The sequence below is a fragment of the Psychrobacter sp. L7 genome (assembly GCF_002810365.1).
GTDB classification, from domain to species: Bacteria; Pseudomonadota; Gammaproteobacteria; order Pseudomonadales; family Moraxellaceae; genus Psychrobacter; species Psychrobacter celer.
In genome coordinates, this window is sequence record NZ_NEXR01000001.1 from 582,481 (window position 1) to 604,745 (window position 22,265).

General features: G+C 47.1%; 19 protein-coding genes. 9 read left to right on the top strand and 10 right to left on the bottom strand.

Features of this window, described 5'->3' with window-relative positions; all coding sequences use genetic code 11:
* Positions 1-21: 21 nt before the first annotated feature.
* From CAP50_RS02445 to tsf, 7 genes are all read left to right on the top strand, one after another.
* Positions 22-897, top strand: a complete 876-nt coding sequence (locus tag CAP50_RS02445) for a substrate-binding periplasmic protein (protein ID WP_100748920.1) — start codon at positions 22-24, stop codon at positions 895-897.
* A gap of 12 nt (positions 898-909) precedes the next feature.
* Positions 910-3,147, top strand: coding sequence for an ATP-binding protein (locus CAP50_RS02450; protein WP_100748921.1), 2,238 nt, complete (start codon positions 910-912; stop codon positions 3,145-3,147).
* Between the two features lie 59 nt (positions 3,148-3,206).
* A complete protein-coding gene (locus tag CAP50_RS02455; protein WP_075102026.1) occupies positions 3,207-3,569 on the top strand; it encodes a response regulator in 363 nt (120 codons plus the stop codon).
* A gap of 29 nt (positions 3,570-3,598) precedes the next feature.
* The gene (locus CAP50_RS02460) at positions 3,599-4,048 is read left to right on the top strand and encodes a chemotaxis protein CheX (RefSeq protein WP_075102027.1); all 450 of its coding nucleotides are present in this window, start codon (positions 3,599-3,601) and stop codon (positions 4,046-4,048) included.
* Between the two features lie 39 nt (positions 4,049-4,087).
* Complete coding sequence (locus CAP50_RS02465) at positions 4,088-4,537, top strand: chemotaxis protein CheX (RefSeq protein ID WP_083608603.1); 450 nt, start codon at positions 4,088-4,090, stop codon at positions 4,535-4,537.
* A gap of 468 nt (positions 4,538-5,005) precedes the next feature.
* Positions 5,006-5,785, top strand: coding sequence for a 30S ribosomal protein S2 (gene rpsB / locus CAP50_RS02475; RefSeq protein ID WP_100748923.1), 780 nt, complete (start codon positions 5,006-5,008; stop codon positions 5,783-5,785).
* Between the two features lie 428 nt (positions 5,786-6,213).
* The gene (tsf, locus tag CAP50_RS02480) at positions 6,214-7,095 is read left to right on the top strand and encodes a translation elongation factor Ts (RefSeq protein ID WP_075102030.1); all 882 of its coding nucleotides are present in this window, start codon (positions 6,214-6,216) and stop codon (positions 7,093-7,095) included.
* 133 nt (positions 7,096-7,228) lie between these two features.
* Here tsf and CAP50_RS02485 read toward each other — a convergent pair whose 3' ends face one another.
* The 4 genes from CAP50_RS02485 to hflX form a co-directional block, all read right to left on the bottom strand.
* Positions 7,229-8,056 carry a lytic transglycosylase domain-containing protein gene (locus tag CAP50_RS02485; RefSeq protein ID WP_100748979.1) on the bottom strand — a complete coding sequence of 276 codons (828 nt, stop codon included), beginning with the start codon at positions 8,054-8,056 and terminating at the stop codon, positions 7,229-7,231.
* Between the two features lie 442 nt (positions 8,057-8,498).
* Entirely contained in the window at positions 8,499-9,188 is a 690-nt protein-coding gene (locus CAP50_RS02490; RefSeq protein WP_075102031.1) for an LrgB family protein, read from the bottom strand.
* Between the two features lie 34 nt (positions 9,189-9,222).
* Positions 9,223-9,681 carry a CidA/LrgA family protein gene (locus CAP50_RS02495; protein ID WP_100748924.1) on the bottom strand — a complete coding sequence of 153 codons (459 nt, stop codon included), beginning with the start codon at positions 9,679-9,681 and terminating at the stop codon, positions 9,223-9,225.
* Positions 9,682-10,232: 551 nt separating this feature from the next.
* The gene (gene hflX / locus CAP50_RS02500) at positions 10,233-11,675 is read right to left on the bottom strand and encodes a ribosome rescue GTPase HflX (RefSeq protein ID WP_100748925.1); all 1,443 of its coding nucleotides are present in this window, start codon (positions 11,673-11,675) and stop codon (positions 10,233-10,235) included.
* Positions 11,676-12,008: 333 nt separating this feature from the next.
* On the opposite strand from hflX, the gene CAP50_RS02505 reads away from it, so the two are divergent.
* Positions 12,009-12,809 (top strand): lysophospholipid acyltransferase family protein, encoded by an 801-nt coding sequence (locus tag CAP50_RS02505; protein WP_100748926.1) that lies wholly within the window; start codon positions 12,009-12,011, stop codon positions 12,807-12,809.
* A 121-nt stretch (positions 12,810-12,930) separates the two neighbouring features.
* On the opposite strand, the gene CAP50_RS02510 is transcribed toward CAP50_RS02505, so the two are convergent.
* Positions 12,931-13,971, bottom strand: a complete 1,041-nt coding sequence (locus CAP50_RS02510) for an aldo/keto reductase (RefSeq protein WP_100748927.1) — start codon at positions 13,969-13,971, stop codon at positions 12,931-12,933.
* Between the two features lie 63 nt (positions 13,972-14,034).
* On the bottom strand, positions 14,035-14,532 hold the full coding sequence (fkpB, locus tag CAP50_RS02515) for an FKBP-type peptidyl-prolyl cis-trans isomerase (protein WP_075102068.1): 498 nt from the start codon (positions 14,530-14,532) through the stop codon (positions 14,035-14,037).
* A 125-nt stretch (positions 14,533-14,657) separates the two neighbouring features.
* Here fkpB and CAP50_RS02520 point away from each other — a divergent pair, with 125 nt between their 5' ends.
* The gene (locus CAP50_RS02520) at positions 14,658-15,341 is read left to right on the top strand and encodes a DUF1294 domain-containing protein (protein WP_100748928.1); all 684 of its coding nucleotides are present in this window, start codon (positions 14,658-14,660) and stop codon (positions 15,339-15,341) included.
* Between the two features lie 426 nt (positions 15,342-15,767).
* Here the strand turns inward: CAP50_RS02520 and lspA are convergent, their stop codons facing one another.
* The 4 genes from lspA to CAP50_RS02540 form a co-directional block, all read right to left on the bottom strand.
* Positions 15,768-16,412 carry a signal peptidase II gene (gene lspA / locus CAP50_RS02525; protein ID WP_100748929.1) on the bottom strand — a complete coding sequence of 215 codons (645 nt, stop codon included), beginning with the start codon at positions 16,410-16,412 and terminating at the stop codon, positions 15,768-15,770.
* Positions 16,405-19,266 carry an isoleucine--tRNA ligase gene (gene ileS / locus CAP50_RS02530; RefSeq protein ID WP_100748930.1) on the bottom strand — a complete coding sequence of 954 codons (2,862 nt, stop codon included), beginning with the start codon at positions 19,264-19,266 and terminating at the stop codon, positions 16,405-16,407. The genes lspA and ileS overlap by 8 nt, the downstream gene beginning before the upstream one ends.
* Before the next feature lie 421 nt (positions 19,267-19,687).
* A complete protein-coding gene (locus CAP50_RS02535) occupies positions 19,688-20,239 on the bottom strand; it encodes a protein disulfide oxidoreductase (protein WP_100748931.1) in 552 nt (183 codons plus the stop codon).
* Between the two features lie 252 nt (positions 20,240-20,491).
* Positions 20,492-22,129, bottom strand: a complete 1,638-nt coding sequence (locus CAP50_RS02540) for a carbon-nitrogen hydrolase family protein (protein WP_075102040.1) — start codon at positions 22,127-22,129, stop codon at positions 20,492-20,494.
* Positions 22,130-22,265 lie beyond the last annotated feature (136 nt).

A 22,265-nucleotide genomic window follows, 5' to 3' on the forward strand; every position in this document is an offset into this window, starting at 1 on the left:
TTGCGATTTTAAGGACAAAACATGATGCAGTTATATCGAGTATTGCCAGTTATATTAAGCGTTGGTTTATTTGGTTGTGGTAATTCTTCTACCACAGAAAATACCAATGCAGCTGGCACACCAGTGACGGAAAGCAAAGATAACTTTGTGAGCAGCTTGCCGGATACAGCACCGACACTAAAAGTAGCTACAACAGGTACGATGCCCCCTTTTTCATTGCAAGATGATTATGGAAATATGCAGGGTATTGATATTGACTCGATCCGTGCTATCGGTGAAGAGCAAGGGTTCAAAGTCGAGTTTTATAAAGAAACGTGGCAAAACATGTTTGATAGCGTGGAGTCAGGATCAAGGGATATCGCCATTTCAGGTATTTCATACAAGGATGATCGTAATACTCGTTACGGACTATCTAAGTCATATTTCTTTAACCCTTCTGCAATGATGTATGCAGAGGGAAAGCTCAATGCCAAAAGCTTACAAGATTTAAAGAATGTAAGAATCGGGGCAATGGAAGGTGCTAAACCTGTCGATCAGTTAAATGAACTAGGTGGGTATGAGGACAACCTGACCACTAACACAACTGCTTTTTTATTGTATGAAGATTTGGTTCAAGACAGGGTTGATGTAATTCTGCATGATATGCCTATTTTGCAGTACACAGCGAAAAATCATCCAGAATACGGCGTCACTATCGTTCCCTACGAAAGTGAAGACAATCCATCGGCGCAACAAGTCATACTGATGGCTAAAGGTAATAACGAGCTTATTAAAAATGTCAATGAAGGTATTACTAAGCTAAAAGAAAAAGGGACTTTTAAAGAGATTGAAGAAAAGTGGTTGGGTTCAACGGAGCCAGACACCAACAGTGAACCGACTTCTACTCAAGCGAATTAAGGATTTTCAAACATGGCCACCACACCAAATATCGACAATAAACGCTATCAAGGTCTGATCATCTCTATTGCACTGTTTTTATCACTCATCGGTGCCTTGCTAGCCTTTACCTTTTATACCTCCAGCCTCTTAGAAAGAAACACCGCTTTGATCGACCAGACCAACCAAGTCGCCAACAGTGCGCAGTCGGTCATCAAAGATCTTTTTGACTTAGATAACAGTTATGGTGAAGACACAAGCTCGCCGCATATTCAGCGAGTATTGAACCGTTTAGAAGAAAACACATCACTGATTACTAACTCTCTTTCTGCTATTGAGCAAGGCGGCAAGATCACTGACAGTACAGGCGAAAGTTATAATCTACCCAAGGTTGATGATAGTGCCCAAGCCAATATTGCCGCTGCCAAAGAGCAGTGGCAGGCACTTGAACCCAAAATTCAGACCTACCTAAAAGACGCTGATAACATCATGGTGCCGTCGGCAGATGACTTGACTCGAGCGGTTGAGCAAGCCAAAACCTCCAGTTTGCTGATCAACGACTCGCTAGATAATCTGACACGCGACGTATTTAGTAATGCAGAGCGCCAAGCCACCACCATTCGTCTGATTCAGGTGTTGGGTGTTGCGGCGATTTTTGCTTACTTTTTGATTTTCGTATTCTTCTTTGTGCGCCGCTTACGTGAGACCGATGCCGAAGCTGCTGCTGCGCGCCGCGAAACACAAGAAATTATGGAAACGGTCAATACTGGTCTATTCTTGCTAGATAAAGACCTAAAGATTGGTCAACAGCACTCTCGTGCCCTCAATGGCATCATCGGTGCTGACAATTTGGCAGGTGAGAACTTTACCAGTGTCTTACGTGGTCGTATCTCTGATAAAGACCTAAACACCACCAAGCAGTTTATCGAGCAGTTATACAACCCGCGCGTCAAAGAAAAGTTGGTGGATTCATTAAACCCTTTACATAAGGTAATGCTACATGACGCCGGCGAAAATAAAGGCGCTGATAGCCGCTTCTTGGATTTTAAATTCTCACGCGTTTATGACAAAAAAGACATCGCCCGTATTTTGGTCAACGTCAATGATGTCTCTGATGCCGTCTACCTAGAGCAGCGCTTAGAAAAAGAGCGCTCGCAAAATGACATGCAAATCGAGATGCTCACCACCATCTTAAATGTAAATCCTAAGATCATTAATGAGTTTATCGCCAACACTGATGCGCATATCAATAAGATGAACAACATCTTAAAAAATCCTGGTAGCTCACAATACGAGCTGGAAAACAAACTAAAAGCCATTTATCGCGAAATGCATAGTCTAAAAGGCGAAGCATCAGCGCTAAAACTGCACAGCTTTACCAAGATTGCCTCAGATGCCGAAGACAAGTTGCATGCCTTACAAAACCAAGGTCAGCTATCAGGTAATGACTTTTTGCCATTAGCCGTGCATTTAGATGATTTGTTGAGCTTGTCCAATACCATTGCAACGCTCGGTGAGCGTATCAACCGCTCCGCACCGACACCTACCAAGCCTGCTACCACGAAAAAAACGACTGCGTTAAATGATGCGATGGCGAAAGAGAGCGCAGTAAAAACAGCAACGCCTGATGTTGCTATTAATCATCAGCCAGCCAGCCTATCGATTGGTGGCATCACTATTGCTGGTGGTCAGGATATCGACCTGAATGATGAGCCAGAGAATGATCAGCTCTCATTTTATCGAGATTTTGCCAAGGATATCGCCGCAAGACAAGGCAAGCAGATACAGCTAAACAGCCATACATTAGCGCAAGTCAATATCCCAGAGCATCTTGCCAAGCCTATCAAAGAGATTGGTATTCAGTTACTACGCAACGCTGTGGTACATGGTGTTGAAGCGCCAAGCGTCCGTCATTCGCTCGGTAAAGAAACAGCAGGCAAGATTGATCTAGAAGTACAAGACAACGGCCAAGAGGTCATGCTCATCGTGCAGGACGACGGTCAAGGCATCGATTACGACAGTATCCGTCATAAATTGGTGGCAGAAAACCACGTCGATAATGAAGCCGCAAGTCAGCTGACGCATAACGACTTGCTCAAGCAGCTGTTTTCTTCAGGTTTTTCTACCAAAGAAGACGCTGATGAAGACGGTGGCCGCGGCGTGGGTTTGGATATCATCAAATCACTGGTCAAGGACTACGACGGCAAGCTGAATGTAAATAGTGAACGGGGCAAAATGACAAGATTTGTCATTACACTACCAAAAGCTTAATAAGAGAGGTTAGGCATATTGTTCACCACAACGATGTGCCTCATTACAGGTAATAGGTTATGCATAAATTAATGATTGTTGATGATTCTAATATCATTAGAAACCGTATTCAGCGTGCGTATGACTCAGGTGAGTTTATGCTGGTCGCTACTGCGACCAGTGGTGTGCAGGCGCTAGAGAAGTTTAATATCCATCGTCCTGATGTGATCACCATGGATCTGACCATGCCGCAAATGGATGGTTTGGAGTGTATCGAAAAAATCATCGCCACGGATCCTGATGTCCGTATTTTAGTCGTATCTGCCTTGTCTGATAAAGCCACGGGGATTGAGGCGCTATCGCTTGGTGCCAGTGGGTTTTTGTGCAAGCCGTTTTCAGAAGAAGAGCTTGTAGAGTCTTTGCACGAGCTGGTGCAAGATTAATACCATTCAACGACTTGAGTAATGTCTATATGAAAGAACAAAAGCTACAGATTTTTTTAAACATCATTAGCAATTATTTTGATCAGTTTGGTGGAGAAGAGCTCGTCGCTGACACGCCGTATTTGCTAGAAAACAAACAGCCCAAAGTGCATGACTACACTGGTGTGATTGGTATCTCTGGTGGTCAAAAAGGCGTGGTGTATTTTTCGGCGACTCACAAGTTGTTGTCCTCGCTACTAGATAGCATGGGTGAGACTGATAAAAGTGATGACAATTATATTGATCTAGCAGGCGAGGTTGCCAATACCATCGCAGGCAACGCCCGTACTGAGTTTGGCTCAGAGTTTCATATCTCGGTACCGTTTGTGTTTAAAGGAGCGCCCAAAAGTATCGTCCTACCAAACGATGAGCGTTCTTTTATCATCCCGATCACTTGGCATTCGCAAGTCGGTGAGATTGTGGTCTGTTTGCAGGACTGATGATCTCGCTATTACGTTCTAATACGGATGTTCGTTATTATGATTAAAGTAGAAAAATTGGGCGTATTTTTAAGTTCGATTAATGCGTTTTTTACGCAGATTGATGGAACAGAAGTAGACATCGATACGCCTTATTTAAATAACAATAAGACAGCGGTAGGCTATGACTACAGCGGCGTTATCAAAATCTCAGGTCCGCTACAAGGCTGCGTCTATGTCAGTGCGCCAAGCGCGATGCTGCGTGCGGTGGTTCAGGCGATGGGCGAGACCGACTCCTCTATTACGATGCTGAAGGATTTGCTCGGAGAGATGGCCAACACCATCTCTGGTAACGCTCGGACGGAGTTTGGGTCAGAGTTTATTATCTCGCCGCCGCACATCGTCGAGAGCGCGCCCAACGTATCGTATCTACCCAAAGATCGGCAAAGCTATATCACGCCCTTTACCTGGCGTGGTCACAAGGCCGTCATCGGTATCTGCATCACTTAATGACAATTAACTGATCAACGACAATCAACTGACAGCCTATCGTTTATCGCTTTGCTTCAACGAAAAGCGACAAAAAAGCGACAACAATAAAAAGCGATACGATGGTATCGCTTTTTTGTTGATACGACGATTTGAGGTGTGAGGCTCACGAGTTGTTAAATCGCGGTTTGTCCTCATAAAGCGCTGGAGGTTGTGAGGCGTTGTATGATAAAATACGGCGCAGCTATTTCTATAATTTGCTTTATAGGAGGGGTTTGAGTTTTTTGCTAAAACCCAACATGGCTTCTTTTTTACACCAACCAATGACACACACATCATGGCAAAAAATTGCTGGGTGTTTGGCGACTTGATTAATTTGCAAGTTAGGTCAGTGCCATGATTATAGGCATGACCCACAGGCAGATGCGTGTTGCTAGATAGGCAGTTTTTGTGATGTGGAGGCATAACCCAACCAACAGGATATTTCACATGGCTACAAACAACCCAACCAAAATCGAAATGCGCGACTTACTACAAGCCGGCGCTCACTTTGGTCACCAAACACGTTTTTGGAACCCAAAAATGGGTCCTTATATCTTTGGTGCACGTAACAAAATTCATATCATCAACCTAGAGCACACCGTAAAAGCGTTCAACGAAGCGTTGACTTACGTAAACGGCCTAGCTGCCAAGAAAAACAAAGTATTGTTTGTTGGTACCAAACGCGCCGCTAGCGGTATTATCCGTGAGCAAGCCCAGCGCGCTGGCATGCCATACGTCGACCATCGCTGGTTGGGTGGTATGTTGACCAACTGGAAAACGCTACGTCAGTCAATCAGCCGTCTAAAAGAGCTTGAGAAGCAATCAGAAGACGGTACTTTTGCTAAGTTGACCAAACGTGAAGCGCTTGAGCGTACTCGCGATATGGAAAAACTTGAGCGTTCACTAGGCGGTATCAAAGACATGGGTGGCCTACCTGACGCTATCTTTGTGGTAGACGTAGATCACGAAGCGATCGCTATCAAAGAAGCCAAAAACCTTGGTATCCCAGTAATCGGTATCGTTGATACCAACTCTAGCCCAGACAACGTTGACTACATCATCCCAGCTAACGATGATGCTATCCGTGCTGTGACTCTATACGTCACGTCTATGGCTGATGCGATCATCGCTGGTAAAGAATACGCACAGACTCAAGCGGGCGGCAAAGCTGAGCAAGCACCTGCCGAAGAAGCCAATGCAGAAGAAGCAGCAACGCCAGCTGAATAATTCGCTGCATTAAAAGTGTTACTTTGTAAGGATGTCTTGATAGCACCGCTAGCAGCATCCATATAAAGTCATTAATGATAAGCTCGTAGTAGGCATGATGCAGTTTTACTCGTCATGCCTTGTTGTTAAATAATAGCGCTGAAACCATGGCTATTACATAACGTGATGAAATGATGGCTGTCAAACGCCCTCAATCAACCACTGCTATTACATAAAATATATTAAATACATGCTGATGACATGATCGTCATCTATCATAAACTGGCCAAACGAGTATTATCGTTTATTCCAGTGGGTAGAGTCGCTCGATGTCATGATTTGTTTTTATTAATAAGCAGATAATACGAGCGTTTTTCTTAAGTCATCAGCAGCCTTGAGAAAAATAGACATTAAGCCCTCCTATACATAACTATACTAAGGTGACTCTTATGACAGAAGTAAAAGTATCTGCCAAAATGGTAAAAGAATTGCGCGACCGTACTGGTCTTGGCATGATGGAATGTAAAAAAGCCCTACAAGAAGCCAATGGTGATGTTGAAGTTGCCATCGATAACTTGCGTAAGTCTGGTCAAGCAAAAGCGGCCAAAAAAGCAGGTAACATCGCAGCTGACGGCGCTATCATCATCGCTCAAGGCGACAACAAAGCGTTTTTGTTAGAAGTAAACTGCCAAACTGACTTTGTGGCAAAAGACGCCAACTTTACTGCTTTTGCAGAAAAAGTAGCCAACATCGCGCTAGAAAATAACGTCACAGACGTTGCTGCTATCTCTGAGCTACCATATGGCGATGGCCAAACCGTTGAAGAAGCACGCGTGGCTTTGGTACAAAAAATCGGCGAAAACATTCAGGTTCGCCGTGTAGAAACTCTAGAAGGTGCCAACCTAGCATCATATCGCCACGGTCTACGTATCGGTGTTGTGGTATCGTATGAAGGCGGCAGCGAAGAGACTGGCAAAAACCTAGCGATGCATATCGCGGCGTTCAACCCTGTAGCAGTCGACGACGAAAGCGTTGATGCTGATGTGTTGGCTCGCGAAAAAGACATCATCGAAGCCAAAGCCAAAGAGTCTGGCAAGCCTGACAACATCGTTGAAAAAATGATCGAAGGTGGCCTACGTAAGTACCTAGACGAAGTAACTCTACTACGTCAGCCATACGTCATGGACAACGACAAAAAAGTTGGCGATGTCCTAAAAGCGGAAGGCGTAAAAGTACTAAGCTTCAAACGTCTAGAAGTGGGTGAAGGTATCGAGAAAAAGCAAGAAGACTTCGCAGCTGAAGTTGCAGCAGCTCAGGCGGCTAGCAAGTAATATCCAAGTAACATCTCTGTGCACTTGCACTGATGAGGACGGTTAAGCCATTGGTTTTGCCGTCAGACACAAAAAAGCCCGTTACTCGATAACGGGCTTTTTTGTGTCTGAGCTTGACCCCTTTATGGACTTACTAGCGTAAGGCCTCGTAGGCAGATTTGATATAACTTGGGCTATTGCTATTACTGCTCGTGCCATAGCTGACATTTTGTAGCCCATTGTTTGTACTACTCATATTGACTTGATTGCTGGCATTGATACTGGCGTCAGACAGACCGGCGTCATTTTTGTATAAGCTATGATAGCGGCTCATCACTCTTTTGACATAGTTGCGCGTCTCTTTAAAAGGCGGGATGCCGCCGTATTTATCGACATTGCCTTCGCCTGCGTTATAGCCTGCCACAGCGTGCTCGACGTTGTTATTAAAACGGCGCATCAGCCAGGCGATGTATTTGGCTGAGCCTTCGATGTTGTCGGCAGGGTTCCAAGGATTACCCACATTAAATCGCCGTGCGGTAGCAGGCATCAGCTGCATCAGCCCTTGAGCGCCGACTGGTGAGCGAGCATTTGGATTAAAAGCCGACTCAGTATGCATCATGGCTTTCATCAAGGCAGGATCGACGCCATGACGTGCCGCGGACGCGCGAATATAGCTATCATAGGCGTTGCGACTGGCACTACTACTCGCCGGACTGCTGCCATAGCCATTGCTGCTGCCGTCATACATCTTAGAGTCTTTATAATAAGTGACTTTGACTTTTTTGGTGAACTTATCAAAGTTGCCACTGGGGCTAACGTTGGTCAAGAGCACCTGACCGCCTTGGTCTTTGTAGATATACATATTGCCCGCATGAGCACTCACACTCAAGCTTGAGATAGCAAGGATACTGGCAATACCAGTGATGGTATTTAATAAAAACGGAGACAAACAGCGAGTCTTGATGGTAGTCGTATTTATCATAGAGATATCACTTTTTATCGAGTAGTCGCAAATGACTGTCGCTGATGAGTCGGCCAGCTTATAAAGGCAAGTGCTTATTTTATTTGCTGTGTTTTGTCGCCAGCTACCTAGCAACAACCCTGACGTTTTCATGTTTTGTTAAAATCATTTGCAATAGATACAAAAAATAATAGTTGTTTACTATAACATATAATAAATTTTTGACGCATAGGATTGTCAAAATAATATGCAAAAGTGAGCGTTATTTTGTAAATAATACGAAATAAATCAATAGGCTATCATTTACAGTGTACGTATATCAGTGCCAGCTCAGCTGCTGTAAGGGCTGATGGTGGTAGTAAGTGGCTATGATAAGTGAGTAGGAGCGGTGGGATAAGAGCAAGAGGATAAGAGCGGCCAATGCTTTGAGTTTGTCCTTAATTGATGAGAGGTCAGGGAGTAGTTATAACGCAACGGCACTGATGAATATCGGTACCCAAATCGCGGTGACCAGCCCATTGACTGCCAGTCCAAAGGCTGCATAGCGTCCGGCGGTATGACTGATCTGCCACGCTTCGACTGTACCAAAAGCGTGAGCGGCCAAGCCAAGTGCTAAGCCTTTGGCACGGTCATCATCGACACGGCGAAATAAAAAGCGCGCCAAAGTACCCCCAACGATACCTGAGACAATGATGATAAGGTTGGCCATCGCCAGCGGCGCTTTGATCAAATCCGCCACACTAAGACCGATAGGGGTGGTCACTGAGCGGGTGGCAAATGCCAGTATCGTCTCGTGACTGAGTGACAGCAGATAGGCGAGCGACATTGGCAGCAAAGCACCGACCACGCTTGCAATCATGACGATAAGGGTGAGTTTTTTGACAGGTAAGCCTTTAAAGTTCATGGCGGCGAGTGGCACTGCCAATAAAACCGTGACGTATCCTAAGAGATGGTCAAACACAGGCTTTGCGACGCTATAGTAGTGATTGTAGTCCCACTGCAGCACAAACAAAAACAGCAAAACCAGCGCTAAGGCCGTGATGACCATCGGTAGCCACGATAGCTTACGCGCTAAGATACGGGCAATGACGTGGGCGACCAAGGTCAATAATATCGCCGCAAGGGTTGCTGTCAATACGCTATCAAAAGTCATAAGTCTGCCTTGTTCATTCAGCTGAGCGCTGCCCTTATTGCTTGCTGGTGATGCTGCCGGTGTCGCCAGCTTGCGAGTCACTATCACTATTAGAGTCAGACTCAGAGTCTTGATTGAGCCAGCGATTGGCCAATAATGCTAACCCCCAAAGCGGTATCAAGGTGCTGATAAGCATCGTCAGCATCACGCCCCACAGCTCGTCTCCTAAGGCAAATAACAATAAACCTGCACCAGCAGAAACGGGCAAAAAAGCAAAACCGCTATCAACCAATAACGTATTGCTGGCTTGAGTGAGCCAGCTAGGTAGGCCTTTTAGCAAACGCCACGCCATCAATACCACAAACATCGCCACCAAACCGACGATATTGGCCGCTTTTTCGATACCTGCCCATTGACAGACCAGCACCGCTGTTTCACGGACAAAAATAACCATCGCTAATGTTAATATCAGCGCCAGCCATAGCGGTAGGTTGGAGGAGTGAGTGGACTTCATAAGCAGTTTTGGCCAAATCGGAGATGGGTAGGCGCAGCGATAACGGTTGGCGCATGGCTATGGCAGCTGCATCCTTATAAGTACATTGTGTCGTTATGGTATTTTGTATATGGCATATCGTATAGGCGATTATATAGAGAGTCACGTAACTAATAAAGCCTATCGTCGTGACTAAATAAAAGAGAGATAAAGAGAGATAAGATAAAGAGATACACTGCATACATTCGCTAGACTGGTACAAAATTTTTTTGCGTGCTGTGCTTGCGCCGACAGATGCTACGAAAAATTTATTTCAGTCTCGCGGTATCCTTTTTTTATGGACCTGACTATAGGGATAACCGCCCTAGTATCATCGCACTATTCTGTCTTATGGTCTTATGGGAGATGATATTGTGAAAACAGGTTTTAGGAAAGGTGGCTTTGAGAGAGACGGCTTTAAGAGAAGCAATAAAAAACAGACGATATCAGCGATACCGTCTGTGTGTAGGGCTTTGTCTGTAGGCAGAGCAAAGCGGTTTGCAAATAAAAGCTGAGCCGCCTGCTCTTATAAGTTATGAGTCAGGCAGGCTGCTTTTTTGAGGCGAGGACGGTGCTGTGTTTGTCTCAAACTCATCAAAGGCTTTTTCTTCGGCCGCAGTCAAGGTAGGCTCTATGTTTTCATCTGGCTTTTCAAACTCCTCAAGCGTCGGCATCAGTAGCGTCGCTTGCGCCAGCGGTAGGACATCTACAGGATCGAGATTGGCTTGTCCAAGCAGCTGTTTGAGCCGCTCGCTTGGCAAGCGAATGGTTAGGCACTCGTGGCCTGTGTCATCATAGCTTTCTTCTAAGATGACGCCTAGCTCATACAAGGTGTTTTTAAATTGACCCGCGCCATAAGGCAACGTCAAATCAAAGGTGGTCAATGCGCCAGTGAGCAGCTGCTGTACGGCAAGCGACAGCGCTTCTATTCCGAGGTTTTCTTTTGATGAGACGTAAACGCGGTTTGGCTGGCCTTCGCTGGCATAACCAATATGAGCAGGCTCGCCTGTGATATCGATTTTGTTGTACACATTGAGCACGGGCACGTCGTTATCAATTTCGGCCAAGACATTTTTTACCGCTTCGATTTGCTCGTGCATGTCTTCGCTAGAGGAGTCGATGACGTGTAGTAGCAAGTCCGCCTCTAGCGTCTCTTCTAGTGTCGCGTGAAACGACTCGACCAGCTCGTGCGGCAAATGACGCACAAAACCGACAGTATCGACCAGTACCACACGTCCCACGCCTTGCCAGTCGAGGCGACGTAGCGTCGGGTCTAGAGTGGCAAACAGCTGGTCGGCGGCATAGATATTTTCGTCAACCAAGCGGTTAAACAGGGTCGATTTACCAGCGTTGGTATAGCCGACTAGCGAGATGGTCGGCACGTCAGACTTTTGTCGTCGGGCGCGGCCTTGTGCGCGGGTTTGCCGTACTTTTTCGAGTTTGTTTTTGAGCTGATTGACTCGCGTTTGTAGTAAGCGGCGATCGGTCTCAAGCTGGGTCTCACCCGGCCCGCGCAGACCGATACCGCCTTTTTGCCGCTCCAAATGCGTCCAGCCACGTACCAGCCGTGTCGATAAATGGTTGAGCTGTGCCAGCTCCACTTGTAGCTTACCTTCATAAGTGCGGGCGCGCTGAGCAAAAATATCCAAAATCAGTCCGGTGCGATCCAGCACGCGGCATTTGACCACCGACTCGATATTACGCTCCTGCGAGGGCGATAAGCTGTGATTAAAAAGAACGATATCGGCGTCGTGCTCACGCACTAGCGCTGCAATCTCTTCTGCTTTGCCGCTACCCACAAAAAACTTGGCATCAGGCTTTAAACGTGAGCCTGTCACCAATGCCAAACGATCGGCACCTGCTGAGTCTGCCAATAGCTCAAACTCGCTAAGATCGTCAGGGTCTTGGATTTGACGAATGTCTAAATGTACAATGATGGCACGCTCGCCACCTTCATGTCTTTCAAAATAATCCAAAAAATATCACCTATTTAATAAAGTAAATAAATCGCTGCCATTTGTCTGTCAACTATCGAGGCGGCGTTCATATGACCTTCTATATGTGGTCTTATCTGTTGATATTAAAGCGTAACGGCACAATTAGCGATAGATTTATGTTACACAGGTTTGTGTTTCCTAGCGCGAAGAGCGGCTGGTAAGTTAGCGCGTTTATAAGCGGCTTTATTGCGCGTTTGTATAAAACTCAGCACTGACTCAGTGAACAGGCTATCACTGAGTCGCATAACTTTGCTATACTTAGCTCGTTTTTTTGTTGATATAAACAGCAGTTATTTAATCATGAGGGCGAAGATGAGCCAAGCTAAGTCAAACTTTTCACTCAGACAACAGCTAGGACGCGGCAAGCAAATCGCTGGTATGACCACAACGATGGTCGGTGGACTGCGGGCCGCTCAGCGTCTTGGTGCCTTTAAGCAGCCGCCACGCGAAAAGCTACCCCGTTATATTCAGGCGTTTTGTCGTAAGATGGCAGGCTCTTTTGGTGTCAAAGTCATCGAGGTCGAGCCAGTACAGCAGCATCATGGCCTGTGGGTGTCCAATCATGTGTCATGGATGGATATTCCTGTCGTGGGGACAGTAAGCCCCGCGTTTTTCTTATCCAAGGCGGAGATTGGTGAATGGCCTGTGTTTGGTAAATTAGCGCATGCTGCCGGCACGCTCTTTATTGAGCGCGGCTCCGGTGATGCAGGCTCAGTGGCCACGCAGATTGCTGAGTTTTTGACCAAAGGGTTTTCGGTTATCTTCTTCCCTGAAGCGACCACTACCGATGGCAAAAAAGTCAAGCGTATCCACGGTACCCTGCTACAAGCTGCGATAGATGCAGATGTCCCTGTGCGACCGATCCTTATCGCTTATGTCGACAAAGACGGAGCGCTCAGTGAGGCATTGCCGTATTATGGCAAGATCACCATGAAAGAGAGCCTAAAAAAGGTGCTAGATAGTAAAGACGTGACGGCTTATGTGCTACCATTAGAGCCGATAGACCCTAAAGGCTATAGCAAAAGCGAGCTGACCGACTTGCTGCAAAGAAAAATGCAAGAAGGGTTGGCCGATCTGCATGCGCGGGTACTGAGTGTGCCACCTAGTCAATAATCAGTTGAGCTGTACAGTCAAATGAAAAGTCGCTGAATAAAAAAGGCGCCAATCGCAGCAATATTTACCGCGATTGGCGCTTTTTTTAGTGCTTTGTCAGTGACACATTGGGCGCCGCTTATTAAGGTGACGGATTGGGCTGGCGCGTGTGCACTGCTTCAATGGCATCCAAGACATCGTCAGTGAGCGTTAAATCAATACTATCGATATTGGACTTTAACTGCGTAAGTGTGGTCGCGCCAATGATGTTGCTGGTGACAAATGGGCGTGAATTGACAAAGGCCAGCGCCATCTGCGCCATATCCAAGCCAGCATCGGCCGCTATGTTGGCATACTCAGCGGTGGCGGCAATGGCCTGCTCATTGATATAACGGCTAAAGCGATCATACATGGTCAGGCGCGCGCCAGCTGGGCGTTTGCCGTCCAAGTACTTACCTGATAGTACGCCAAACCCAAGCGGCGAGTAGGCAAGCAAGCCGACGTTTTCACGATGGGCAATCTCCGCCATGCCGACCTCATAGAGACGGTTGAGGAGGCTATACGGGTTTTGCACCGTCAGCGGCGCGATTAGGCCGTTTTTGTCCGCTTCCCACAGATAGCGCATCAGTCCCCACGCGGTATCATTCGACAGCCCATAAGCACGAATACGGCCTTTTTTAATCTCATCATTCAGCGCTTGGATGGTCTCCAAAAATGGCGTTAAGTCTTCTAAAGACTGTGCTGCCATATCGGCATCATAGCCGCGCTGCCCAAAGAAGTTGGCTTGTCGCTCAGGCCAATGCAGCTGATAAATATCGATATAATCGGTTTGTAGACGCTCAAGGTTGCTATCGATGGCGCTGCTGATTTGCTCAGCATTAAAGCGCGTTTTACCATCACGCAAAAAGCTCATGGGTGACATTTTACTGGCCAGTATGACCTTGTCACGCTGCTGGGTTTTGGCAAACCAAGTACCGATATAACGCTCGGTATCGCCTTGCTTGTCTTTATCTGGTGGTGATGGATACATCTCTGCCGTATCCCAAAAGTTGACGCCTTCGCTCAGTGCCATATCCATCTGGGCGTGTGCCTCGGACTCGGTGTTTTGCTGCGCCCATGTCATGGTGCCCAGACAGATTTTAGAAACCTGTTCATCGAGTTGCGGCAACGTTGTATATTGCATGTCAGTCTCCTTGTGGACTTTGATTTTAGGGTTGAGCGTTGAGTATTGATCGTTGTCAGAGCCTTACATGATTTGGATGCCAGTCACCCCAGGCGGGGTTACTTTAAAGACTTTGACCTTAAACAATACCGATTGGCCGGCCAGCGGATGGTTAAAGTCGACCTCAATCTCATCCTCATTAATCGCACTAATAATACCGGGCAAGGTGTTTTTGCCTTTATCCTCAAACTCAACCATCATGCCGACTTCTGGATGATCGGCGATAAGAGCAAACTGCGGACGGCTAAAGTGCTGGACGTTGTCAGGGTTCCATTCACCAAAAGCCTGCTCTGGCTCAAGGTGAGCTGTGCGCGTGTCGCCTGCGCGTAGATTCATAAGTACCTGCTCAAACCCTGGCAACAAGCTTTCATCGCCGACCGTCAGCGTCACTGGTGCCTCACGGCCAAAGGTCGAGTCAATCACCGTGCCGTTTTCTAATGAAACTTCAAAGTGTAGGCTAACAAGGCTACCAAAGGTGATGCGCGTGTCTTCGTTGGGATTAATAAATTGTGATTCAGTCATAATCAAAAGCCAGTTGTCATAAATATAATAGAGAAATGATAAGTCATTTTGCTGGGTGTGTAAGCGCAAATAGTGTAACGCAAATGGTGTAATATATCTGCCATATCTATAAATAGGGCAGGATTATGGCAACTCAACCACCCAGCAAACAACAGGGACACGTGCATAAATGGCAAGACGACAAAGGCTTTGGCTTTATCGAAACGACAAGCGGGGCATCGCTGTTTTTTCACATTAGTGAGTTTAGAGCGCAGCGCCGCCCTGAGGTTGGTGAGGCGGTGGTTTTTAATGTCGGACAAGATAGCCAAGGCCGCCTGCAAGCCAGACAAGTCCAAGAGCTGAGCTTTGTCCAACAAAAAATGGCAGAAAAAAACCGCCAAATTCGTCAGCGTAATCGCAAACGTAATGCCCAAGCAGAATTTGCAGCAGGGCAAAAGCAACGCTTGTTCCTTGGTATTGGTTTTTATGGGGTTGTAATTTTATTGGCGGCAACTCAAAAGCTCAGCTGGCTGGTGGTTGCATGGTACGCTGTGCTAGGCATCGTCACTTATCTCACCTATGCCAAAGACAAAGTCGCTGCCCAAAATGGCGACTGGCGCACGCCTGAGTCGACGCTGCACCTGCTAAGCGTGCTTGGCGGCTGGGTCGGCGCATTGGTGGCACAGATGTATTTGCGCCACAAATCACAAAAGCCTGAGTTTCGTATCGTTTATTATTTAACGGTTATTATCAACTTAGCAGGATTGCTCTTTGTCATCATGGGCGGCGGCTTAGAGACGTTGAAAGATGTATTATCAGGGTTTCTGTAAATAAAACTAAAATATTAGGCACAAATAAAACATGATATTTCCACGGGATTTGAAACACATCAAGTCAAATTATCAATGTAAACTAGGGCATGTCTTTATTTCAAAAATGGTGATAAAAATGAGATAAATTGCGGTCAAACAAGGAAAATAGCGCCGTTAATATCGGGATATAAACCCGCTATTTGACGATGTTTGGCAAAATTTGGCCATTTTTAGCACATTTAGATAACTAGCGAGTGAATTGAAGACACGCCCTAAGGAAGTTGCAGAAAATTTAATAGAATTTAATGAGTTTTGTCTTTTTACAATAAGTCAAAAATTTAGAATAGAAACGTAGAGTTTAGGGTAAACAAAAAAGGTGGGCTACGACTGCGTAACCCACCTTTTTGATTTATAAGTTAAACTGGTCTATCTAACTACACGCAATCATGACCGCGGCATTTCACGCTTTTTTTCCAAAAATAGCATGTCGATGACGATGAACACGACGCCAATACAGATAGCAATATCTGCAATATTAAAAATCGGATAATGCCACACATCAGCATAATGCACATGAATAAAGTCAATCACATGGCCATGTAGTAAGCGATCAATCAGGTTGCCAATGGCACCGCCAAGCACCAGCGCCAGTCCTGTCGATAGCAGCTTGGCTTGCCGCGGCGCTTTGATTAGATAGCCGATCAAAAACAGCGACATCACCAGCGCCAGTCCCGCAAAAAACCACTTTTGCCAGCCGCCTGCATCGGCCAAAAAGCTAAACGCGGCGCCATAGTTGTAAGCCAGTGTCCAGTTGAGAAACGGCTCTAACACTGGCACAGGCTCAAGAAAATTGAGCGTGGTCTCAGCCAGCCATTTGCTCCACTGGTCGATGATGATCACCACCAGCGATAACGCATACCACATAAAGGCGCGACTGCCATTGGCGACCATCTTAGGGGTCTTAGTTAGGCGACCTCTAGGCGTCGATGAACTGCCAGTGGTTGCATGTGCCGGCTTGGGGGAGCCGTCGGCCTCAACCTGCGGCGACTTGTGAGATGAGTCTGACGGGTTAGGCGCAGAATTAGGCATAGTGGCGCACCTCGCCTGTACCGCTCACGTTGGTCACGCAGCGCGCGCATAGCTCAGGATGGGTGCTATCGACGCCGATGTCATCACGGATATGCCAGCAGCGTACGCACTTGGTGCCTGTGGCTGCACTCACTTTGACCTGCAAGTCGCTTGACTCATCGGCATGGCTCTCTGCTGGTACTGAGCCAGAATCTGCGCTCTGAGCAGGGGCTTCACTCATCGGCTGCAGGGTTGCGCTACTGGTAATCAAGACAAAACGTAGCTCTTCGCCAAGCTTGGCCAAGCTCTCTTGCATCGCGCCGCTGGCATACAGATCGACGCCCGCTGATAAGTTGGCATTGATGATTTTTTCGCCACGCGCTGTTTCGATATGTTTGTTGACGATGTCTTTGGCCTGCATGATGCGTTGCCAGTCGTCGCTTGTGATGGCGCTCAGCTCAAATGCTGGGAAGGTGTACCACGCTTGGGTAAACACATAACCTGCGTCTTGTCCGTTGTTGCCTTCTAGTACTTCCCACGCTTCTTGAGCCGTAAAGGACAAGATAGGTGTGATCCAGCGAATCAGCGCATGAGCGATATGATAAATCGCCGTTTGGGCAGAGCGGCGCGGCTGTCCATCGGTCTGAGTGGTGTACTGGCGATCTTTGATGATATCTAAATAAAAGCTGCCCAAGTCTTGCGAGCAAAACGCGGTGACGTGCTGGGTGACTTGGTGAAAGTCCATCGCATCATAAGCGCTGATGATTTGTGCTTGCACGGTTTGCGCGCGCTCAATGATGAATTTATCAAGGCTGACCAGCTCATCCATCGCCACGCTGTTGGTCGCTGGATCAAAGTCATCAGTATTGGCAAGCAAAAAGCGCAAGGTGTTACGGATACGGCGATACATGTCGATCGCGCCCTTAAACACGGTCTTACCCGCGCTCATCTCATAACGATAATCACTTGAGGCAATCCATAAGCGCAGCATGTCCGCGCCCGTTTTATTGATCTCGTCTTGCGGAGTGATGATGTTGCCAAGCGACTTACTCATCTTGCGGCCGTTTTCATCTACCACAAAACCATGGGTCAATACTTGCTTAAATGGTGGACGCTCGTACATCGCCTCTGAGGTCAGCAAGGAGGTCTGAAACCAGCCGCGATGCTGATCTGAGCCCTCTAAATACATATCCGCTGGGTTGGTCAGCTCATCGCGTTGATCCAGTACAGCAAAATGCGTGGTCCCTGAGTCAAACCATACGTCTAGCGTGTCGGTCGCTTTGTCATAGTCAGCAGCCTCATCACCCAAAAAGTCCTCACAGCTGGCATCAAACCACGCTTCCACGCCGCCATCAGCGATTTTTTGTGCCGCAGCTTCCATCAGCTCCAGCGTGTTTGGATGTAGCTCGCCGGTTTCTTTATGCGTAAAGAAAGTAATTGGCACGCCCCAAGTACGCTGGCGTGAGATACACCAGTCAGGACGGTCAGTCATCATCGCCTCGATGCGGTTTTGTCCCCAAGCTGGCGTCCATTTGACCGTTGGAATATCAGCAAGCGCTCGCTCGCGTAAGCCTTTAGCTTCCATATTGATAAACCACTGCGGGGTGGCGCGGAAGATAATCGGTGATTTGTGACGCCAGCAATGCGGGTAACTGTGCTCGATTTTGGTATGGCTGACGAGGTGGCCGTTTTCGTGCAAGGTGGCGATGATTTTTGGGTTGGCTTTATAGATGTGCTCTCCGGCAAATACCGCGGCGCTGTCTAAATACACACCCGTACCGCCCACAGGGTTTTCTACAGGTAGGTTGTATTTTAGACCGACGATATAATCGTCAAGACCATGACCTGGCGCGGTATGGACGAGGCCTGTACCGCTATCGGTGGTGACGTGATCGCCTAGGATAAGCGGCACTTGACGCCCTTCAATCAGTGGGTGCTGGGCGTGCAGACCTTCAAGCTTGCGTCCTGATACGGTCGCCAAGATACCTTTGTGGTCAAGCTTTAGCTCGGTCAGCGCAGTTTCGACCAAGTCTGTCGCTAATAAAAAATGGCCTTTGTCCGTTGCTACCACGCTATAGTCGTGCTCAGGATGCACAGCAATGGCTTGGTTGGCAGGCAGCGTCCATGGCGTCGTCGTCCAAATGATGGCAGCAATGCCATCGCCGATGCCATTTAGCGATTCTACCTTGTCGGTATCCACTATATCAAAGCTGACGTAGATGGCGTCAGAGACTTTGTCTTGGTATTCTACTTCGGCTTCGGCGAGGGCAGAGCTACAGTCCAAGCACCAGTTCACAGGCTTCATACCGCGGGTTACGTGACCATTGTCATAGATTTTCGCAAGTGCACGGACGATATTGGCTTCCTGCGCAAAGTTCATGGTGAGATAGGGGTTGTCCCAATCACCAAACACGCCCAGACGTTTAAAGTCGGCTTTTTGTAGCTCAATCTGGGTGCTGGCATACTCGCGGCACAGACCACGAAACTCAGTGGCCGAGACTTTTTGACCGACTTTGCCGACCTTGGCTTCGACTTTTTGTTCGATAGGTAGGCCATGACAATCCCAACCAGGAACATAAGGTGCATCAAACCCCGACAGCGTTTTTGACTTAACGATGATATCTTTTAAAACTTTATTGACCGCATGACCTAAGTGAATCTGACCGTTGGCATAAGGAGGGCCATCATGCAAAATATACTTTGGCGCACCTGTGCGCGCCTTACGAATTTTGCCATAGACATCATCGGCTTCCCACGCCGCTAGCCAGTCAGGCTCGCGTTTGGCGAGGTTTGCACGCATGGCAAACGGAGTGTCGGCGAGGTTTAATGTATCTTTATAATCGTGGCTTGGGGTGTCGGTGCTTTTGTCAGTCATAGAAGGTATCTTATAAAATGATGGTTAGAAGTGGGAAAAAGAGCCGAGTACATGCTGATCTAAAATAGCGTGTGGATGTTACGTGAACGCTACGCTTACTGTGTCACTATTAATACTGGTATTTGGTTGCGGCGCTAGTTAGTAATATAGCGGCTTCCAACTACAATCATTTTATGTCGTCACAAACAGATAAAAGCGTCTGCCTACATCATAAATACTAATGAGATGATTGCAATACCATATAGCGATATCAAAATAGTAAGAAAAGTGGCGATAATAATGACAGCTATTATATGACAAAACCAGTGGGGTAAAAAGAGCTGGCCGGTATCGTCCTGTTTTTAGCCAAAACCAATAGTTTATACCATCAAACCAAACCATCAAACCAAGACTAAAAAAGAACAAGGCTAAAAAACAAGAACTAAAAAACTGATGACAGCCATAAGCGTAATTTTAGTGACCACAATGGCTGAATGCCCGTTAGACCTTGCGCCATCTCACCCTCTTTTAAGATGACATAAGAGGGCGTTACTTGTCCTTGCCAGTCAGCAAATATCTCGCCTTCTTGATCATTGATGGTGGTAAAGCGGTAGTTGTGTTCGCTCAGGTAGCTATGCAGCGTTTGATCAGAGCCTGACTGGATCGCAATGGTCACCACCGGGTAGTCATTGGCCGCCGCGAGCGTGTCTATGGTCGGCGAGGTCACACGGCAAACTGGGCACCACGTTCCCCAAAAGTACACTAGCGCGGGCCTATCGTTACTGAGCGCTGCCAAGTCAATGCTTTGTCCTTGATAATCGGTGAGCTGCAATTGCGGGTTGGCAGGCATGACTGGCTGCCGCCACCAATTAACCGCGGTATAAATGACGGCAAACATCAAGCCATATATCAGTATCGTCTTGATAAGCGACAGCGCTTTTTGCTGTGGCGTTTTTTTAGGCTTTGCCACTGTGGTATCAGTATCAGTTGTCATAAGGGCTACTTTTCTATGCTTGTCATGGTATCAAAAAGTGTCTGGTCGCTGTTTGTTATCGCGTGTGCTAGGCTGTGCCCTCATTTTTATCACTATTTTTAGAATGAGGACATGCTCTGGATAAAAATAAACGGCTGAATGCTCAGCCGTATGATTCCTAAATGCTTTAAAATACTAATTCTTTAGAGCACTTTCAAAATATCGTCCATCGCTATTGCTGTATCGATGTTATGTCGGAGTGACGATAAGCGCTTAAGGTTTTTGTGCGCGGTCTTGTAGTGGGTCACCGGTCAGCACGCTGCCTGAGTTTTCTCGGCGCTCGCTTGTGCTGAGCTTGCTGGCTGGTACTTTCGACTTTTTCTTCCATTTTAGGCTAAACAAGTCATCGCGGCGGTCAAGCAAATTATGTACCGAGCCTTCGTTACGGACGTGGATCAGCTTATCCAAATCTAAGTCAGAGAAAAAAACCATCTCAGTGTTTGCGGTGGTTTCTGCCATAATTGCGTCATGAGGGAAGGCAAAATCTGATGGCGAAAAGATAGACGACTGGGCGTACTGAATATCTAAGCTCTCAACCTGCGGCAAGTTGCCAACAGAGCCGCAAATCATTACGTAGCATTCGTTTTCGATGGCACGCGCCTGCGCACAGTGGCGTACGCGCAGGTAGCCGTTTTGGGTGTCCGTCCAAAATGGAACAAACAAAATATCCATGTCATCTAGAGCCATCAAACGGGCAAGCTCTGGGAACTCGATATCATAACAAACCAAGATACCGATACGTCCAGCATCCGTATCAAAGACTTTGACCTCGTCACCGCCTTCGATGACCCACGCGCTGCGCTCATGCGGGGTGATATGGATTTTGCGCTGCTCTTCTACTGTCCCGTCACGGCGACACAAGTAGCTGACATTATATAGGGTGTCTTCTTCATCCAGTAAGGGCATCGAGCCTGTGATGACGTTGACGTTGTAACTGACTGCCAAATGTGAGATCTCATTTTTAAACCACTCCGTATAGCCGGCCAAAAATCGAATAGCGACGTTTTGGTCGGTGGCTTCACAAAGCCCCATAAGCGGCGCATTAAAAAACTCAGGCAGGCAAGCAAAGTCAGAGTTGTAGTCGGCCATGATATCGACAAAAAACTCCACTTGCTGTAGTAGCTCTTCAGGCGAGTCAACCTCACGCATCTGCCACTGAATACCGCCGATACGTACCTCTGACTTGCGGGTGCTGGGCTTGTATTCTTGTGGTTCATAATAGATATTGGCCCACTCAAGTAGCGTAGCAAAGCCCTTGGACTGGGCATCATCTGGTAGGTACGCGGTCAAAATACGCTTGACGATAAAGCCATTGGACAGCTGAAATGACAGCGCAGAGTCGTGAATCTCACGAGACTCGACAGCATCGATATACTCGCCAGGGGTCAGGTCTTGGTGGTTGTGATAATTGGGAATACGGCCACCGGCCAAAATCGCGCGAAAGTTAAGCTGACGGCATAGCTCTTTGCGCGCATCATACAGCCGGCGTCCGAGGCGATACCCGCGATAGTCAGGGTCGATCAGTGCGTCCAAACCATAAATCGCATCGCCTTTTGGATTGTCTTTGATGATCTCTTTGTGACCGATCAAATCGTCATAGGTATGCGGGTTAGAAAACTTGGCATAGTCAACGCGCATCGACAGCACGATGCCGATCAGTTGATCGTGGTCAAACAGCGCAATCTGCCCTTCAGGAAAGGCGTCTATGAGCGTATGAATGGTGTTTTTTGACCACGCGCCGCCTAGGTTGACGTAGACGCGATCCATCAAGGCTTTTAGCTGAGGGTAGTCTTTTTTCTTAATCTCGGCAATCGTCAAATGAAAGTCGTCTGTTTTTTCAATCTTGCTCATAAGGTTCCTATCTGCTGTTTTTATAAAAACTTTTCGTGTAACAAAGGCAATAAAAATATTCCCATTAGAGAATATTGTCGTTACAATGATTTATTGTCATATTTACAATGAGTTAGAGTGATATAGTCCATCTGAT

What these genes read in the sequence shown, in the direction of transcription:
- lspA (WP_100748929.1), bottom strand. Translation starts at nt 16,412, where the DNA reads ATGCCTAATTCTGCGCCTAACCCGTCAGACTCATCTCACAAGTCGCCG.
- CAP50_RS02520 (WP_100748928.1), top strand. Translation starts at nt 14,658, where the DNA reads ATGGCAACTCAACCACCCAGCAAACAACAGGGACACGTGCATAAATGG.
- CAP50_RS02485 (WP_100748979.1), bottom strand. Translation starts at nt 8,056, where the DNA reads ATGATAAATACGACTACCATCAAGACTCGCTGTTTGTCTCCGTTTTTA.
- CAP50_RS02445 (WP_100748920.1), top strand. Translation starts at nt 22, where the DNA reads ATGATGCAGTTATATCGAGTATTGCCAGTTATATTAAGCGTTGGTTTA.
- ileS (WP_100748930.1), bottom strand. Translation starts at nt 19,266, where the DNA reads ATGACTGACAAAAGCACCGACACCCCAAGCCACGATTATAAAGATACA.
- CAP50_RS02510 (WP_100748927.1), bottom strand. Translation starts at nt 13,971, where the DNA reads ATGCAATATACAACGTTGCCGCAACTCGATGAACAGGTTTCTAAAATC.
- CAP50_RS02490 (WP_075102031.1), bottom strand. Translation starts at nt 9,188, where the DNA reads ATGACTTTTGATAGCGTATTGACAGCAACCCTTGCGGCGATATTATTG.
- CAP50_RS02460 (WP_075102027.1), top strand. Translation starts at nt 3,599, where the DNA reads ATGAAAGAACAAAAGCTACAGATTTTTTTAAACATCATTAGCAATTAT.
- CAP50_RS02450 (WP_100748921.1), top strand. Translation starts at nt 910, where the DNA reads ATGGCCACCACACCAAATATCGACAATAAACGCTATCAAGGTCTGATC.
- CAP50_RS02535 (WP_100748931.1), bottom strand. Translation starts at nt 20,239, where the DNA reads ATGACAACTGATACTGATACCACAGTGGCAAAGCCTAAAAAAACGCCA.
- CAP50_RS02540 (WP_075102040.1), bottom strand. Translation starts at nt 22,129, where the DNA reads ATGAGCAAGATTGAAAAAACAGACGACTTTCATTTGACGATTGCCGAG.
- rpsB (WP_100748923.1), top strand. Translation starts at nt 5,006, where the DNA reads ATGGCTACAAACAACCCAACCAAAATCGAAATGCGCGACTTACTACAA.
- CAP50_RS02495 (WP_100748924.1), bottom strand. Translation starts at nt 9,681, where the DNA reads ATGAAGTCCACTCACTCCTCCAACCTACCGCTATGGCTGGCGCTGATA.
- CAP50_RS02455 (WP_075102026.1), top strand. Translation starts at nt 3,207, where the DNA reads ATGCATAAATTAATGATTGTTGATGATTCTAATATCATTAGAAACCGT.
- CAP50_RS02465 (WP_083608603.1), top strand. Translation starts at nt 4,088, where the DNA reads ATGATTAAAGTAGAAAAATTGGGCGTATTTTTAAGTTCGATTAATGCG.
- CAP50_RS02505 (WP_100748926.1), top strand. Translation starts at nt 12,009, where the DNA reads ATGAGCCAAGCTAAGTCAAACTTTTCACTCAGACAACAGCTAGGACGC.
- fkpB (WP_075102068.1), bottom strand. Translation starts at nt 14,532, where the DNA reads ATGACTGAATCACAATTTATTAATCCCAACGAAGACACGCGCATCACC.
- tsf (WP_075102030.1), top strand. Translation starts at nt 6,214, where the DNA reads ATGACAGAAGTAAAAGTATCTGCCAAAATGGTAAAAGAATTGCGCGAC.